The sequence below is a fragment of the Bifidobacterium sp. LH_424 genome (genome assembly GCF_056356895.1).
In genome coordinates this window covers 242,145-258,078 of the sequence record NZ_JBKEVC010000001.1, presented here as the reverse complement: position 1 = coordinate 258,078, position 15,934 = coordinate 242,145, and the positions used below count along the sequence as shown (strand labels likewise).

At 67.4% G+C, this 15,934-nt stretch carries 13 protein-coding genes; 4 read left to right on the top strand and 9 right to left on the bottom strand.

Annotated elements, in window-relative coordinates; all coding sequences use genetic code 11:
• Positions 1-165: 165 nt before the first annotated feature.
• A complete protein-coding gene (locus AC1AYP_RS00965; RefSeq protein ID WP_476532310.1) occupies positions 166-1,824 on the top strand; it encodes an acetolactate synthase large subunit in 1,659 nt (552 codons plus the stop codon).
• A 151-nt stretch (positions 1,825-1,975) separates the two neighbouring features.
• On the opposite strand, the gene AC1AYP_RS00960 is transcribed toward AC1AYP_RS00965, so the two are convergent.
• On the bottom strand, positions 1,976-4,555 hold the full coding sequence (locus AC1AYP_RS00960) for an ATP-dependent Clp protease ATP-binding subunit (RefSeq protein ID WP_476546514.1): 2,580 nt from the start codon (positions 4,553-4,555) through the stop codon (positions 1,976-1,978).
• A gap of 149 nt (positions 4,556-4,704) precedes the next feature.
• Here AC1AYP_RS00960 and AC1AYP_RS00955 point away from each other — a divergent pair, with 149 nt between their 5' ends.
• Positions 4,705-5,682, top strand: a complete 978-nt coding sequence (locus tag AC1AYP_RS00955; RefSeq protein ID WP_476546513.1) for a universal stress protein — start codon at positions 4,705-4,707, stop codon at positions 5,680-5,682.
• Between the two features lie 117 nt (positions 5,683-5,799).
• Here the strand turns inward: AC1AYP_RS00955 and AC1AYP_RS00950 are convergent, their stop codons facing one another.
• From AC1AYP_RS00950 to AC1AYP_RS00930, 5 genes are all read right to left on the bottom strand, one after another.
• Positions 5,800-7,215 (bottom strand): DUF3027 domain-containing protein, encoded by a 1,416-nt coding sequence (locus tag AC1AYP_RS00950; protein WP_476546512.1) that lies wholly within the window; start codon positions 7,213-7,215, stop codon positions 5,800-5,802.
• 9 nt (positions 7,216-7,224) lie between these two features.
• Entirely contained in the window at positions 7,225-7,614 is a 390-nt protein-coding gene (locus AC1AYP_RS00945; RefSeq protein ID WP_476501978.1) for a cold-shock protein, read from the bottom strand.
• Between the two features lie 107 nt (positions 7,615-7,721).
• Complete coding sequence (locus tag AC1AYP_RS00940) at positions 7,722-9,524, bottom strand: sensor histidine kinase (RefSeq protein WP_476546723.1); 1,803 nt, start codon at positions 9,522-9,524, stop codon at positions 7,722-7,724.
• Positions 9,525-9,799: 275 nt separating this feature from the next.
• Positions 9,800-10,531 carry a response regulator transcription factor gene (locus tag AC1AYP_RS00935; RefSeq protein ID WP_476501979.1) on the bottom strand — a complete coding sequence of 244 codons (732 nt, stop codon included), beginning with the start codon at positions 10,529-10,531 and terminating at the stop codon, positions 9,800-9,802.
• Between the two features lie 94 nt (positions 10,532-10,625).
• Entirely contained in the window at positions 10,626-11,483 is an 858-nt protein-coding gene (locus tag AC1AYP_RS00930) for a TPM domain-containing protein (RefSeq protein ID WP_476546511.1), read from the bottom strand.
• Between the two features lie 138 nt (positions 11,484-11,621).
• Here AC1AYP_RS00930 and AC1AYP_RS00925 point away from each other — a divergent pair, with 138 nt between their 5' ends.
• Positions 11,622-11,912 carry a WXG100 family type VII secretion target gene (locus tag AC1AYP_RS00925; RefSeq protein ID WP_476501981.1) on the top strand — a complete coding sequence of 97 codons (291 nt, stop codon included), beginning with the start codon at positions 11,622-11,624 and terminating at the stop codon, positions 11,910-11,912.
• Between the two features lie 98 nt (positions 11,913-12,010).
• Here AC1AYP_RS00925 and groL read toward each other — a convergent pair whose 3' ends face one another.
• The 3 genes from groL to AC1AYP_RS00910 form a co-directional block, all read right to left on the bottom strand.
• Positions 12,011-13,636 carry a chaperonin GroEL gene (gene groL, locus AC1AYP_RS00920; protein WP_476501982.1) on the bottom strand — a complete coding sequence of 542 codons (1,626 nt, stop codon included), beginning with the start codon at positions 13,634-13,636 and terminating at the stop codon, positions 12,011-12,013.
• Between the two features lie 315 nt (positions 13,637-13,951).
• Positions 13,952-14,155, bottom strand: a complete 204-nt coding sequence (locus tag AC1AYP_RS00915; protein ID WP_034529900.1) for a cold-shock protein — start codon at positions 14,153-14,155, stop codon at positions 13,952-13,954.
• A 200-nt stretch (positions 14,156-14,355) separates the two neighbouring features.
• The gene (locus AC1AYP_RS00910) at positions 14,356-15,042 is read right to left on the bottom strand and encodes a LytR C-terminal domain-containing protein (protein ID WP_476546510.1); all 687 of its coding nucleotides are present in this window, start codon (positions 15,040-15,042) and stop codon (positions 14,356-14,358) included.
• 139 nt (positions 15,043-15,181) lie between these two features.
• Between AC1AYP_RS00910 and AC1AYP_RS00905 the strand changes: the two genes are divergently transcribed.
• Positions 15,182-15,883, top strand: coding sequence for a uracil-DNA glycosylase (locus tag AC1AYP_RS00905; protein ID WP_476546509.1), 702 nt, complete (start codon positions 15,182-15,184; stop codon positions 15,881-15,883).
• The last annotated feature ends 51 nt before the right edge of the window (positions 15,884-15,934 follow it).

The following is a 15,934-nucleotide window of genomic DNA, read 5'->3' as shown; positions in this document are numbered from 1 at the left end:
CAGTGGCTTCTGAGTGGGGGCCGGAGGTCCCGTCCGACACGCGTCCACTATGCGGCGGGAGGCCCAAACGCACATCGGTGCTGTTACACTATCCCTACCGTGAACGCTACAGACGCAACGGCATCCACGGCGACCGAGCCGCAGGAGCAATCGAAGAAGACCCACATCCGCACCGTCGCCGACCTGTTCGTCGAATGTCTCGTCAACGAGGGCGTGGAGACCATGTACGGCATCCCCGGCGAGGAGAACATCCCGCTCATGGAGGCCATCGAGCGTGACGGGCGCATCCGCTTCGTCCTGACCCGTCACGAGCAGGGCGCCGGTTTCATGGCCGCCACACAGGGCCACCTGACCGGCAAGCCGGGCGTGTGCCTGGCGACGCTCGGCCCGGGCGCGCTGAACCTCACGCTGCCGGTCGCGCAGGCGAACGCGAGCACGACGCCGCTGGTCGCGATCTGCGCGCAGGGCAACGTGACCCGTCTGTATAAGGAGTCGCATCAGATCGTCGACCTGGTGAGCGTGTTCCGTCCGCTCACCCAGTGGACGTCGATGGTGATGGAGCCCGCCTCGGTGCCGGAGATGGTGCGCAAGGCGTTCTCGATCGCCCAGCGCAACCGTCCGGGCGCCACCTGCCTGATCCTGCCGGAGGACGTGGCCGAGATGCCGGCGCCCGAAGGCGCACATCCGCTGCCGCTGCCGAATCCGATGAGCTTCGCGCCCACGCCGGACACGATCGAGCGCGCGGTGAGCATCATCCGCGGCGCGAAGCATCCGATCATCCTAGCCGGCAACGGCGTGGCGCGCGGCCACGCGGAGAACCGTCTGCTCGCCCTGGCCGAGCAGCTCAACGTGCCGGTGGCGACCACGTTCGAGGGCAAGGGCGTGATCTCCGACCGCATCCCGCTGGCGCTCGGTGTGGTCGGCTTCATGCGCCACGACTACGAGAACTTCGCGTTCGACGAGGCGGACCTCATCATCGCGGTCGGCTTCTCGATCCAGCAGTTCGATCCGAAGAAGATCAACCCGAACGACGACAAGACGATCATCCACATCAACACGTTCATCGAGGACACGGACGCGCATTACTCGACGGCCCTGAACATCATGGGCAACATCGACGCGACCCTGTCCGCGCTGGTCGACGCGCTGGCACGCCAGCATGTGACGTTCGGCGTGTCCCATCCGAAGATCCACGAGCTGCTGACGGACGAGTACGAGTCGTACGCGCAGGACGACTCGTTCCCGCTCAAGCCGCAGCGCATCGTCGCCGACACGCGCCGCGCGATGGAGACCGACACGGACATCGCGCTCGTCGACACGGGCGCGTTGAAGATGTGGATGGCGCGCCTCTACCCCACGTACTATTCGAACACGTGCGTGATCGACAATTCGCTGTCGACGATGGCGTGGACGCTGCCCGGCGCGGTCGCCGCCTCGCTGGAGAACCCGGGCCGTCCGGTGCTCGCGGTGATGGGCGACGGCTCGTTCATGATGAACGTGCAGGAGATCGAGACGGCGGTGCGCGTGGGCGCGCGCATCGTGATCCTCGTATGGGTGGACGAGGCGTACGGCCTCATCAAATGGAAGATGGACCTGCATGACGGCAGCCACGAGTACGTGGACTTCAACAATCCGGACGTGGTGGCGCTCGGCATGAGCTTCGGCGCGAAGGGCCACCTCATCGAATCGGCGGACGAGCTGTACCCGACGCTGCGCGCCGCCCTGCGCTCCGGCTCGGGCATCGACATCATCGCCTGCCCGGTCGACTATTCGGAGAACATGAAACTCATCGACAAGCTCGGCGAGGTCGACTTCAGCGCCTGACCGTCTTCCCCGCCGTCGGAACGGCCTACGCATCCGCCCCCGCCGGCGGGGGCTCCCGCGAAGCGGGTGGGGGTGGGTTGCCGCATAATACAACGAAGGGCTTCGGTTCCCGATGGAACCGAAGCCCTTTCACGTTGCTACGGACGGAGCGTCACTCCGCGTCGCCGGAGGCGTCGCCCGCGGACGGGGCCGCGTCGGCGCCGACCAGCTCGGGCTCACCGCCTTCGCCGGACCCGCCTTCCGCGTCCGTCTTCGGCTCCTCGAAGTCCTCGCCCTTGAACGTGAACTCGCCGAGGATGCCTTCGCCCTCCGCGTCGACGACCACGCGCTGGCCGTCCTTGAGCTCGCCCATGAGGATCTTCTCGGAGATCGCATCCTCAATGTCGCGCTGGATCACGCGGCGCAGCGGACGGGCGCCGAGCAGCGGGTCGAAGCCCTTCTGCGCGAGCAGGTCCTTCGCGGCGTCGGTGAGTTCGAGCGACATGTGGCGGTCGAACAGGCGGTCGTTGAGCTGCTTGACGTCGAGGTCGACGATCTGGCGCACCTGCGGCTCGGTGAGCTGCTTGAACACGATGATGTCGTCCAGACGGTTGAGGAACTCGGGGCGGAACTGCTGCTTGAGTTCGGCGCTCACCTGCTCCTTCATGCGCTGGTAGCTGGACTCGGTGTTCGAACCCAGGTTGAAGCCCGTGTTGGCGGCCTTCGCGATGTCGCGCGTGCCCAGGTTGGTGGTCAGGATGATGATCGTGTTCTTGAAGTCCACCTTGCGGCCCTGGCCGTCGGTCAGATGGCCGTCGTCGAGCACCTGCAACAGCGTGTTGAAGATGTCCGGGTGGGCCTTCTCGATCTCGTCGAACAGCACGACGGAGAACGGCTTGCGGCGCACCTTCTCGGTGAGCTCGCCGCCCTCCTCGTAGCCGACGTACCCCGGGGGCGCGCCGAACAGGCGCGAGGCGGCGTACTTCTCGGAGAACTCGGACATGTCGACGCGGATGAGCGCGTCCTCGTCGTCGAACAGGAACTCGGCGAGCGTCTTGGCCAGCTCGGTCTTGCCGACGCCGGTGGGGCCGGCGAAGATGAACGAGCCGGACGGGCGCTTCGGGTCCTTGAGGCCGACGCGCGTGCGGCGGATGGAACGGGACAGCGCGGAGACCGCCTCGTCCTGGCCGATGATGCGCTTGTGCAGCTCCTTCTCCATGTTGAGGAGCTTCTTGGACTCGGCCTGCGTGAGCTTGAACACGGGGATGCCGGTGGTGGAGGAGATGACCTCGGCGATCACGTCCTCGTCCACGACCATCTTCACGTCGGACTCGCCCTCGTGCCAGGCCTTCTGCTTCTCCTTGAGCTCGGCCTGCATCTTCTCGAGGTCGTCCCTCAGGGAGGCGGCCTTCTCGAAGTCCTGGTCCTTGACGGCCTGCTCCTTCTCGGCGGAGAGCTTCGCGACCTTCTGGTCGAGCTCCTTCAGCTCCGGCGGCGTGGTCAGGCGCTTGATGCGCAGGCGCGCGCCGGCCTCGTCGATCAGGTCGATGGCCTTGTCGGGCAGGTTGCGGTCCTGGATGTAGCGGGCCGACAGCTCGGCGGCGGACTGGAGCGCGCCGTCGGTGATGGTCACCTTGTGGTGGTTCTCGTAGCGCGAGCGCAGGCCCTTCAGGATCTCGATGGTCTCGGCGATCGTCGGCTCGTGCACCTGGATCGGCTGGAAGCGGCGTTCGAGGGCCGCGTCCTTCTCGATGTACTTGCGGTACTCGTCGGTCGTGGTCGCGCCGATGGTCTGCAGTTCGCCGCGCGCGAGCATCGGCTTGAGCATGTCGGACGCGCCGAGCGCGCCGTCGGCCGAACCGGCGCCGACGATCGTGTGGATCTCGTCGATGAACAGCACGATGTCGCCGCGGGTCTTGATCTCCTTGAGCACCTTCTTGAGACGCTCCTCGAAGTCGCCGCGGTAGCGCGAGCCGGCCACCATCGAGCCGAGGTCCAGCGAGTAGACCTGCTTGCCCTTGAGGGTCTCCGGCACGTCGCCTTCCTGGATCTTCTGCGCCAGGCCCTCGACGACGGCGGTCTTGCCGACGCCGGGCTCGCCGATCAGCACCGGGTTGTTCTTGGTGCGGCGGGAGAGCACGACCATGACGCGCTCGATTTCCTTGGAGCGGCCGATGACCGGGTCGAGCTTGCCCTCGGCGGCCTCGGCCGTGAGGTTGCGGCCGAACTGGTCGAGGATCGCCGAACCGGACTTGTTGGCCTTGTCGGCCACGCCGCCGGCGTTCGCCAGATCGCCCTTGCCCTTGCCGTCGCCGGAGTTGCCGCGGATCATGTCGATGGTGGTGGAGCGCAGCTCCCCCAGGTCGACGTCCATCTTGATGAGCACCTGCGTGCCCACGCCTTCGCCCTCACGGATGAGACCCAGCAGGATGTGCTCGGTGCCGATGTAGCTGTGGCCGAGCTGCAGCGCCTCGCGCAGGCTCAGTTCGAGCACCTGCTTGGCGTGCGTGGTGAAGGGTATGTGGCCGTTGGACGTCGCGTTGCCCTTGCCGATCATCTCCTCGACCTGCTTGCGGGTGGCGTCGAGCTCCACGCCCTTCGCGGCGAGCGCCTTAGCGGCCACGCCCTCACCTTCGCGGATCAGTCCGAGCAGGAGGTGTTCGGTGCCGATGTAGTTGTGCTGGAGGGAGCGTGCCTCCTCCTGCGCCAACACGATCACGCGCCGCGCACGGTCTGTGAACCGTTCGAACATTATTGTCCTTCCTCAATTGACACTGCCCCTCACTTTAGCGATTCGCGGTGACGTTTGCCCCGTTCCGTCCCGTATTTCCGCTCAGGACGTATGGAAGGCGTATGCTGGGACTTGGTGGATGTCCTTTACGTGATGACCAAGGGAGGTTCATGATGACCACATTCGATTTCCCGTATGATTCGACGGCCGACATCGTCGTCGGCGTGGATGGTTCCGACGAGTCGTTCGCGGCGCTCAAATGGGCGCTGCGCGAGGCGTCCCTGACCGGCCAGCGCGTGAACGCGGTGTTCGGCTGGACGCATTCGTGGGACATGGGCGCCGAGCCGGACAGCGAGGAGGCGTGGAAGGTGCGCCGCGACATCGCCGCCCAGCTGCGCGAGTGGGTGGACGAGGCGTGCGCCGGCATCGACTTCGATCCCGAGCGTCTCAAGCTCACGTCGGTGAAGGCGTCCGGCACGACGGCGCTGCTCCAGATCGGCCGCGACGCGCAGCAGATCGTCGTGGGGCGCCGTTCGCTGGGCCGTGTGGCCCGCTGGTTCATGGGGTCGCTGTCCGCGTCGCTCGCGGAGGCGGCCGAGGTGCCGGTCACGGTGGTGCGCGTCGCCGGCGGCGAGGACGAGTCGGTGACCGACGACATCGCGAACGCCCTCTCCCCCGTCAAGGAGACCGTGCACTACGTGCCGAGCGAGGGCGTGGTCGAGGAGTCCCGCCGCCCGGTGGTCGTCGGCGTGGACGGTTCGGACACGTCGCGCCGCGCGCTCGCGTTCGCGATTCGCGAGGCGCAGGTGCATGACGCGCCGCTGCACGTGCTGTTCTGCTGGCAGTTGAAGGATTTGGGCGTGGTGCCCGGCTACGAGCGCGCGGTCGCGCCGATCGAGGTGGGCCAGCGTCGCGCCGAGGAGCTGCTCGCCGGCCTGCTGGCCGACACCCCCGTCCCCGAGGGGGTGGAGGTCGAGTCGCACGCCTTCCACATCACCGCGTCGAAGGGTCTGGTGGCCGCGTCCCGGTACGCGAGCCATCTGGTGGTCGGTTCGCGCGGCCTGAGCGACCTGGACGCGCACTTCCTCGGCTCGGTGTCGCGTCAGATCGTGAACTTCGCCGAGTGCACGGTCACCGTGGTCCACTGACGACCGGTCGTGGGCGTATCCCGCGGTGCGGCCGTGCCGCGGGATACGACGAGGGGCGGGAAGCGATGCGTTCGCTTCCCGCCCCTCGTGCGTGATGCGCGTGTGGCGCGTGGCGCGTCACCGCGCGTCGTCGGCGTCGCCGTGTTCGGCTTCGTCCTCCGCGGTGTCCGCGTCCTGCCCGGACGCGTCGTCCGGTTCGGCGGATTCCTCCGTCGCGGATTCCGTGGTCCCGTCCGTGGCGTCGGCTTCGGTCTCGTCCAAGCCATCACCGTCGTCTCCGGCCTCGTCGGCGTCGTTCTCGTCGATGCCGTCACCGTCGGTGCCGAGTTCGACGACCGCCTCGAGCTCCGGCACGTCGGCCTCGACCGTGTTCTCCTCGATCTCGGGGGCGTCCGCGTCGATCTCGGTGTTCTCCTCGATGTCCTGTTCGGTGGCCTCGGCGGTCTCGTCGTCCGCCGCGATCGAGTCGACGGCGGTCCCGTCCGCGGCGGCATCCGGCTCCGCGGCCCCGGCCGAATCCGGATGACCGGCGTCCGCGTCGCCCTCCTCCTGTTCGAGGATTTCGACCTGGGCGCGCTCCTCGCGCGGCTTCTGCGCGATGATGTCGATGTGCAGGTCGTCGAAGGCGGGCTTCGACTGCACCCACAGACGGCTCGGCTCCGGCGGGTCGATCTCCGAATGTTCGCCGCAGCCGTGGTCGAGGGAGACGACGCGGCCGTCGTCCGGGCTCCACTTGTTCGCGCATACGCCGAACAGCAGGTTCAGTTCGCCCTTCAGCGGGACGAAGAAGCCGCATGTCGAGCACAGGTGGCCGGACGCGGTCTTCGTGGACATGGCCTTCGGGCCGCGCGGACCCTCGTACCAGCGTTTCGCGGTCTGCGCCCGGCCGAGCGGGGAGAGCACGTGGCGACGCGACAGGTCGAACTCCTCGACCGCCTCGTCCACGTCCTCGCGCGAGTCGTCCGCGCCGGTCTCACCGGTCCCGGAGCCGTCGGCGGCATCGGTCCGCGCGGATCCGGACGCGGCATCCGCATCATCGCCGGCCGTATCGTCGCCGGCCGCGCCGGTCTCGGCGGCATCCGCCGCGGTCGCTTCGGCGTCGTCCTTCACGGGTTCGGTCCTGCGGAAGCCGTCCTCGAGACGAGGATCGTCCGGATCGGTGCCGATCGAATCGGTGGGGGCCAGATCGGTCGGTTCCAGACGGTCCTTCCACGGGATCCACGGCGGCGGCATCAGCGCGTCGTCGGTGGGGATCAGCGAGGATTCGTTGACCGTCCACCGGTCCAGCTCCTCGTCGTGGTACAGCGTGACCGACCACTGCCATCCCTCATAGCCTTTGACGTGCGCGGCGACGCGGAAATCAGTCACGCCGTCGCCCAGATCGTGCGTCTCGACGACGTCGCCGACCTGCTCGGGCTCCTCGGCGACGGCGATCGCGACGGACCGCGCCAGCTCGCGCGGGTCGATGCGCGGCGCGGCGGGCGTGTCCTGCGGCGTCGCGTCCTGTTCGGGGGTCTGCGTGGTATCGGTCATGGAACGGTCTCAGTCCTCCACATCGAAATTATCGGCCACGGCGCGCAGCAGCGTGGCGAGTTTGCGGCTTTCCGCCGCGGAGGGATAACGGTGCCGGCGCAGCGTGTTGCCGGCGGCGTCGAGCATCTTGATGAGGTCCTCGCAGATGGCGGCCATGTCGTCCGGCTTCGGACGGGTGGCCTTCACGAGCGACGGCGTCGAGGCGATCGGGGTCACGCCCATCGCCTGGGGACCCTTGCGTCCTTCGACGACGGAATACTCGACCTTCGCGCCCTTGCGCAGCGTGGTGGCTCCGGTGGGCAGCGCGGCCGCGGGCAGGAACACGTCCCCGCCTTCATCACTGGTGATGAAGCCATACCCCTTGGCGGCATCGAACCAACGAACTCGACCGGTGGGCATCGTACACTCTCGCTTTCCTTGTCTCCAATCGTTAAGCCGATTCATTCTACCGCACTCCCCCGCCACACGCTCTCGGCGTAGGGCGGGGAGGGAGCGCGGCGGAACGGTCAACGGGAGAACCAGGAGCCGCGCTTCGCCTTGGCCGGCCTGTCCTTGGACTTCGATCCTCGCGGGGCCTTCCCCGCGGCCGCGCCGTCCGGATCCGCGGCCACGGAACCCGCGCCGGCGGCCGTGACCGGACCCACCGGCAGGACGATGGTGAACGTGAGGCCGCCGCCTTCGGTGGGCGTGGCGCAGATGAGCCCACGATGCGCCTTGACGACGGACTGCGCGATGGCGAGGCCGAGGCCGGTGCCGCCCTTCTCGCGGGCGCGGGACGGATCGGCGGTGTAGAACCGTTCGAAGATCTGCGCGCGCGACTCCTCGGGCACGCCGGGGCCGTGGTCCTCGAACCGCAGCACCGCGTAGTTCGTGCCGGTGTGCATCGAACGTCCCACTTCGACCGCGTCGAGGAAGCGGCGCATCGACTCGTCCGTCGAGGGCAGCATGGCGAGCGCGTCCGGCGTGATCGAGGCGGGCATGACGCCGAGTCCGACGCGCGCCGGCGAGTCGGCCGGCGTGTAGCGGTGGATGTTGCCGACGATGTTCGTCACCACCTGGCGCAGACGCGAGGCGTCGCCGGTGAGCGTGACCGGCGTCATGTCGCCGGCCTCGATGGCGAGCGCGGACGGATGGTCCAGATCGGCGGCGGGCGTGTACGCGACGGAGCCGCGCGTCACCTCGCGTTCGGGGTCGAGCGCATGCAGGTCGTCGAGCGCGTCGGCGACCACGCCGGTGAGCGAGACGGTCTGCGTCATGTCGATGCCGCGCCCCTCGTCGAGGCGGGCGAGGGAGAGCAGGTCCTCGACGAGCACGGTCATGCGCTGGCTGGATTTCTCGATGTGGGCGATGGATTCGTCGGCGCGTTCCAGCGCGCCCGGCATGCCGCGCTGCATCGTGTACAGCTCGGCGTAGCCGTGGATGGCGGCGAGCGGGGTCCTGAGCTCATGGCTGGCGTCGGAGACGAAGCGTTTCATCTTCGCCGTGGTCTGCTCCTGTTCGTGGAAGCTTTTCTCGATGCGCGCGAGCATCGTGTTGAGCGAGACGGCGAGCGAGCCGAGCTCCGTGTTCTCGGGCGCCCATGGCACGCGCTGGGTGAGGTCTCCGGCGGCGATCTTCGCGGCGGTCTTCTCGATGCGTTTGAGCGGATCGAGCGTGCGCTGGATGATGAGCGCGGCGAGCGAGCCGCCGAGCAGCACGATGGCGATGCCGACGATCGCGCAGTATTTGGTGAGCGTGTCGATGATGTCGATCTGATCGGACAGCGACAGTCCGATGAACACGATGCCCCGGTAGCTGCCGTCGAGGCCGTACCACTGGTATGCGGCGACGCGCCACGGCGCGGCGGCCTGGTCGAGGGTCTTGCTGCTGGGCGTGGACGTCACGACGGCGGGGCCGCCGGGGGCGCCGCCCGTTTCGGACGGACTGTCGCCGGCATTGCCGTTGGAGCCGTTGGATCCATCGGCCCCGTCGGCGCCGGACGACGTCCCGTCGGATGCCGCGCCGGAGGAGTCGGACGACGACGTGCCGCCGGATGAACCCGATGAGCCCGACGCGGAGGCGGCGTTCATGCGCGCGACGGTGGTGACGATGGCGCCGGTGGTGTACGGCTGACCGAGCATGTCGTCGGTGATTTCGTCGTTGGACGGCAGGTCGGGGATGGTCACGACGCTGTCCTCGAGTATCGGGTATAGGCGCGTGTCGATCTGCCCGGTGAGTTTGCCGTCCTTGGCGTGGCGGATCTGGAGGAAGTAGGTGTTGAGGCCGTAGTTCTTCAGGTCGGAGTCCGTGAGCAGCGAGCTGCCGCGCATCACGAGTTCGCGCTGGGAGGTGATCTGCGAGTCGGTCTTCTCGAGCAGGTAGCTGCTGACCAGCTGGCGGATGGACGCGGAGATGCCGACCGTGCCGACGATGAGCACGACGAGCGTGCAGGCGACGAGCTTGGCGCTCAGCGAGACGCGGTCGAGATGGTCGAGGAAGAAGCGCGGCACGCGCCGCCATCCCGTGGCCTTCGGCGGCTTCAGGAGGGCGGCGCGCGGCATGGCGGGGCCGGATCCGTTCTTCGGCGGGAACTGCGGCTGCACGATCATGACTTCGGTTCGCGGATCATGTAGCCGATGCCGCGCTTGGTCTCGATGAGCGGCGTGACCTTGTGCTTCTCGCCGTCCTCACCTTCGACCATGACGCCGTCGACCTTCTTGCGCAGGTAGGAAATGTAGCTTTCGACGATGGCCGCGTCGCCGCCCCAGTCGTACTGCCACACGTGGTCGAGGATCTGCGCCTTGGACAGCACGCGTCCGGCGTTGTCCATGAGGTAGCGCAGCAGCTTGTATTCGGTGGGGCTCAGGTCCACGGTCTGGCCGGCGCGGGTCACGTCGTGGGAGTCCTCGTTGATCTCGAGGTCGCCGACGCGGATGATCGGATCGTCCTCCACCTGCTCGCGCGTGCGGCGCAGGATGGCGCGGATGCGGGCGACGACCTCCTCGAGGCTGAACGGCTTGGTCACGTAGTCGTCACCGCCGACGGTCAGGCCCATGACCTTGTCCTGCGTGTCGTCGCGCGCGGTGAGGAACAGCACGGGCGCGTCGATGCCCTCCTGCCGGATGCGGCGGGTCACGGTGAACCCGTCGATGTCCGGCAGCATGACGTCGAGCACGATGAGGTCGGGCTCGACCTTCTCGATGACCTCGATGGCCTCGGAACCGGAGGCGGCGGTGTTCACCTCGAACCCGGCGAAATGCAGGGAGGCGACCAGCAGTTCACGGATGGACGGCTCGTCGTCCACGACGACGATCGATGCTTCAATGGGCTTGCTCATGGCTCCCAGCATGACCCGCTTCTCTGTAGGTTTCCTGAAAGGCCTCTGTGGATTGCTGACGCGTCCGCGGTATGCCGGGCGCGGCCGGGCGGGTTCAGCGGCCGAACAGGCCGCGCTTGCGCTTGCGCGCCTCACGCAGTTCGCGCCGCGTCATCGGGCGTTCCGCCTCCGCAGGCGCCGCGGGCGCCGCGGATGCCGTGGTCTCCCCGGCCACCGGTCCGGGAGCCGGTTCTGGCGTCGGTGTCGGTTCCGGTGCCGGCGTCGGTTCCGGCATCGGAGCGGAGGACTCCGCTTCCTCGGCACTCCCCTCGGTCTGCTCGGATTCCCCGGTCTTCCCGGATTCCCCGGCCGCGGCGTCCTTGCCGATCTCGCGGCGGCGGCGCACGATCACGGTGACGACGATGACGCCGACCAGCACGACGAGCACGAGTCCCATGACGATGACGCCGATCTTCATCGTGCCGGTGTTCGTGGAGGTCTGCTTCTGCTGCCTGATCTCGTCCATCATGGCGGTGGCCGACCCCGGCCAGTCCTGCGCCCCCTGTTTGGTGAGCGGCTTCATCGCGGCGTCGCTCAGCGCGTCGATGGTCTTCTGGTTGTTGAGCCATTCGTCGGAGTTCTTGGAGACGCATACGACGAGGCTGCCGTCGCCGGAGGCCACGGCGAGCAGCACCGTGTTCGGCTCGGGGTCGGTGGATTCCAGCACCGTCGACGCCCATGCGGACTTGTCGCTGGTGCCGAAGGTGTCGACGTAGAGGAGGCGCACGTGCACGCCGGTCTCCTGCTCGGTGCGCTTCATCGCGTCGGACACGGCCGATTCGTTCTTGCCGAGCAGGTTCTGCGTGTCGGTGATGTCGTTGGTGGTGGTGGGGGCGTCCGCGGCGAGCGCCGCGGGGGTTATCCACATCGCGCACATCAGCGCCAGAAGCAGGCAGACAAGCCGTTTCACCATCGGCGACACGCCGTCACAGGGGGCTCCGACCACAGGGGCCGTTTTCTCGTTCCTCATTCGTGCAGACATCATAGACTCCACCTTAGCGACCGGTTGCGCCAACAGACAATCAATCCCCGGCAAGCAAAGGAGACAACGATGCCCCAATACCAGGTGGATTCCGAGAGAATCCAAGCTTCGAGCGCGGCCGTGCAGGCCTCGGTGAGCCAGATCAGGCAGGCCGTCGCCGGCATGTACGCGAACCTCAACGCGCTGCAGGACGCCTGGCGCGGCTCGGCGGCCACGCAGTTCACCTCGGTGGCCGAGCAGTGGCGCGCCGCCCAGCAGCAGATGGAGACGTCGCTGGAGTCGATCCAGAACACCCTGATGCAGGCCTCCACGCTCTACGCGGAGACCGAATCCCAGGCCACGCGCCTCTTCGCGCAGTGACCTTGACAGGCATACGACGAAGGGACCCGGACACATGGGCGAACCATGCGCTCGGGTCCCTTCAATCAGTCACCTGATGGAACCGATCGGCCTTCCGATCAGTAGCCCATGTCGGCACCGGCGGCCGGGGCGGCCGGCTTCGGCTCCGGCTTGTTGGCGACGACGGCCTCGGTGGTCAGGAACAGGCCGGCGATGGAGGCGGCGTTCTGCAGGGCGGAACGGGTCACCTTGACCGGGTCGGTGACGCCGGCGGCCAGCAGGTCCTCGTAGGTGTCGGTGGCGGCGTTGAAGCCCTCGCCGTCCGGCAGGGAGCGGACCTTGTTGATCACGACGTCGCCGGAGACGCCGGCGTTCTCGGCGATCTGCTTGATCGGGGCCTCGATGGCGCGGAACACGATGGCGGCGCCAGTGGCCTCCTCGCCGGTCAGCGAGGTGACGGCCTCATCGGACTCGGCCTTCTTGGCGGCCTGGACGAGGGCCACGCCACCGCCGGGCAGCAGGCCTTCCTCGATGGCGGCCTTCGCGTTGCGCACGGCGTCCTCGATGCGGTGCTTGCGCTCCTTGGCCTCGACCTCGGTGGCCGCGCCGACCTTGATGACGGCGACGCCGCCGGCCAGCTTGGCGAGACGCTCCTGCAGCTTCTCGCGGTCGTAGTCGGAGTCGGTGTTCTCGATCTCGGCGCGGATCTGGGCCACGCGGGCGTCGATGTCCTCCTTGGAGCCGGCACCCTGGACGATGGTGGTCTCGTCCTTGGAGACGATGACCTTCTTGGCGTGGCCGAGCACGGAGACGTCGACGGAGTCGAGCTTGAGGCCGAGCTCGTCGGAGACGACCTGGGCGCCGGTCAGGATGGCCATGTCCTGGAGCATGGCCTTGCGGCGGTCGCCGAAGCCCGGGGCCTTGACGGCGCAGGACTTGAAGGTGCCGCGGATGTTGTTGAGGATGAGGGTCGGCAGCGCCTCGCCGTCGACGTCCTCGGCGATGATCAGCAGCGGCTTGCCGGTCTTCATGACCAGCTCGGCCACGTGGACGACGTCCTGCTGGCTGGACACCTTGCCGGAGGTCAGCAGGATGTACGGGTCCTCGAGCACGGCGGTCTGGTCGTCGGCGTTGGTGACGAAGTACGGGGCGATGTAGCCCTTGTCGAAGCGCATGCCCTCGGTGAACTCGAGGTCCAGGCCGAAGCGGTTGTTGTCCTCGACGGTGACGACGCCGTCCTGGCCGACCTTGTCCAGGGCCTCGGCGATCTTCTCGCCGACTTCCGGATCGGCGGCGGAGATGGTGGCGGTCGCGGCGATCTGGTCCTTGGTCTCGACGTCCTTGGCGGCGGCGATGAGCTCCTTGACGATGACGTCGGAGGCCTTCTCGATGCCGCGGCGCAGCGCGATCGGGTTGGAGCCGGCGACCACGTTCTTCAGTCCCTCATGCACGAGGGACTGGGCCAGCACGGTGGCGGTGGTGGTGCCGTCGCCCGCGACGTCGTCGGTCTTCTTGGCGACTTCCTTGACCAGCTCGGCGCCGATGCGCTCGTACGGATCCTCGAGGTCGATCTCCTTGGCGATGGAGACGCCGTCGTTGGTGATGGTCGGCGCGCCGTAGGTCTTGTCGAGCACGACGTTGCGGCCCTTCGGGCCCAGCGTGACCTTCACGGTGTTGGCGAGCTTGTCGAGGCCCTCCAGCATACCCTGACGGGCATCCTCATCATACGCAATGATCTTTGCCATGGTTGTGTTCATCCTCCAAATGGCTGGTGTACCGATATCCACCCGTATGGCCATCCGTGACCGCCGGCCGTCAGCCACCGGTTATCACTCCCGACCTCCGAGTGCTAACCATGAGATTAGCACTCCACCCCGTCGAGTGCCAACACGCTTCCATGCGATTGCGCTTTCGGCTTGACCGGCGGCCCCGCCGGCCCGTCCGGGCATGAAAAAAGCCCCGTCATACCGACCGGGGCAAACCTGAGGGGTCCGAATCCTCAACCTCACGAACCTAGGGATCTCATGGTGGGCGATGTCACGAAAGCCACATCGTGTCGTTCACAATTTGGTGACTTTGGTGGCCTGCATACCTTTCGGGCCCTTCTCGGCCTCGTATTCGACCTTGTCGCCTTCATCGAGGGTCTTGAATCCCTCGCCCGAGATCACGGAATAATGGACGAACACGTCGTCACCGCCACCGTCCGGTGTGATGAAGCCGTACCCCTTGCCATTACTGAAAAACTTTACGGTTCCTTGCGCCATGTTGCACTTCCCTTAGCTGTGTGAGCTGTAATCTCTCCCGACACGGAGGGAATAAAGAACTACAACACCGCGCTCCCCCCGCCTCGCGACTAAAGGGACAGTATAGACGCGACCCATGTCAACGACAACAGGGCGGCCGGAAAAATGGAACGGAACATGGACGAGGACCCGACGGGGGCGGAACCGCGTCCACGATCCGGTCAGCTCATCAGCACGACGACGATCGAACCGCCGAGGCCGCTGGCCTGCTGCACGTTCGTGATGCCGAGCGTGGAGGCCACGTCGTCCGCGGTGGCCTTGTCCGCATCGGACTCGTACCACACCACGGTGGCGGACGGCAGGGTGCCGGTCGGATTGGACGCGACGACGTTCGTGTATCCGGCGGAGGCGAGCACCGACTGCTTGGTGGCGGCGTAGCCCGAGACGCCGGTGCCGTTGATGACGGTCACGCCCTTGGTCTTGTCGGGCTGGGCGGCCTGCTGCTGCGCCTGCTGGTCGGCCTGCGCCTGCTGGTCGGCCGCGGCCGCCTCCTCGGCGGCCTTCTTCTCCTCGGCGGCCTTCTTCGCCGCCGCCTCCTCGGCCGCCTTCTTCTTGGCGGCGGCGGCCTTCTTCTTCGCCGCGGCCGAGGCCGAAGAGGAGGACGAAGACGACGAGGCGGACGAGGAGGAGGTCTGCGACCACGGCATCCTCACCTTGCCGAACTCGCCGGAGAAGACGCCCCACGCGCCGACGCCGCACAGCGCCGACACCAGGACGACCACGACGAACGGCGTGAACCGCGCCGCGGCCGAGCGCACGCCACGGTGCATGCCCGCCGGTCCCTTCGGCGGATTGTCGAACGCGTCCGGTTCGTAGGAATCGGCCTGGTCCTTCTCGCTTTTCGCCATGGTGCCTTGTCCTCCATTCGTCACACTACCCACCGAGTGTAACGGCATGACCGCCCGAACGGAACGTCCCACCGTGTCATGCCCACGCCATGCGCACATGGCCGCGGCGCGAGGCGGGATGCGGGTAGAGTGTGAAGCCATGAGCGAAATCAAACCGCTGAGCGAACTCGTCGAACCCGGCTGGGCGGCGGCGCTGGCCGACGTCGAGCCCACGATCCACCGCATGGGCGACTTCCTGCGCGAGGAGAACCGCGCCGGACGGCACTGGCTGCCTGCCGCGCACAACATCCTGCGGGCGTTCACGATCCCGTTCGATTCGATCAAGGTGCTGATCGTCGGACAGGACCCGTACCCCACGCCCGGCCACCCGGTGGGCCTGAGCTTCTGCGTGGCGCCGGACGTCCGCCCCCTGCCGAAGAGCCTGGTCAATATATATAAGGAGATGACCGACGACCTCGGCGTGCCCATGCCGTCCAACGGCGACCTGACGCCGTGGACGGAACGCGGCGTCCTGCTGCTCAACAGGTGTCTGACCGTGGGCGTCGGCAGGCCGAACTCGCATCAGGGCAAAGGCTGGGAGGAGGTCACCGAGGCGGCCATCCGCGCGCTGAACGCCCGCGTCGATCCCAAGACCGGTAAGCCGCGTCCGCTTGTCGCGATCCTGTGGGGCCGCAACGCGCAGACGCTCGAGCCGCTGCTCACCAACGCGGTCATCATCAAGTCCCCGCACCCCTCCCCGCTGTCCGCCTCGCGCGGCTTCTTCGGCTCGCATCCGTTCTCGCGCGCCAACCAGGCGCTCGAGGCCATGGGGGCCGACCCGGTCGACTGGCGTCTTGCCTGACCGCCGACGGCCGCGCATCCAGCCGATTGTCAGGATGCGCGGTCATCGCAC

Coding starts and splice junctions, on each gene's coding strand:
- AC1AYP_RS00960 (WP_476546514.1), bottom strand. CDS start 4,555: ATGTTCGAACGGTTCACAGACCGTGCGCGGCGCGTGATCGTGTTGGCG.
- AC1AYP_RS00955 (WP_476546513.1), top strand. CDS start 4,705: ATGATGACCACATTCGATTTCCCGTATGATTCGACGGCCGACATCGTC.
- AC1AYP_RS00950 (WP_476546512.1), bottom strand. CDS start 7,215: ATGACCGATACCACGCAGACCCCCGAACAGGACGCGACGCCGCAGGAC.
- AC1AYP_RS00945 (WP_476501978.1), bottom strand. CDS start 7,614: ATGCCCACCGGTCGAGTTCGTTGGTTCGATGCCGCCAAGGGGTATGGC.
- AC1AYP_RS00940 (WP_476546723.1), bottom strand. CDS start 9,524: ATGCGCGGCAGCTCGCTGCTCACGGACTCCGACCTGAAGAACTACGGC.
- AC1AYP_RS00935 (WP_476501979.1), bottom strand. CDS start 10,531: ATGAGCAAGCCCATTGAAGCATCGATCGTCGTCGTGGACGACGAGCCG.
- AC1AYP_RS00930 (WP_476546511.1), bottom strand. CDS start 11,483: ATGGTGAAACGGCTTGTCTGCCTGCTTCTGGCGCTGATGTGCGCGATG.
- AC1AYP_RS00925 (WP_476501981.1), top strand. CDS start 11,622: ATGCCCCAATACCAGGTGGATTCCGAGAGAATCCAAGCTTCGAGCGCG.
- groL (WP_476501982.1), bottom strand. CDS start 13,636: ATGGCAAAGATCATTGCGTATGATGAGGATGCCCGTCAGGGTATGCTG.
- AC1AYP_RS00915 (WP_034529900.1), bottom strand. CDS start 14,155: ATGGCGCAAGGAACCGTAAAGTTTTTCAGTAATGGCAAGGGGTACGGC.
- AC1AYP_RS00910 (WP_476546510.1), bottom strand. CDS start 15,042: ATGGCGAAAAGCGAGAAGGACCAGGCCGATTCCTACGAACCGGACGCG.
- AC1AYP_RS00905 (WP_476546509.1), top strand. CDS start 15,182: ATGAGCGAAATCAAACCGCTGAGCGAACTCGTCGAACCCGGCTGGGCG.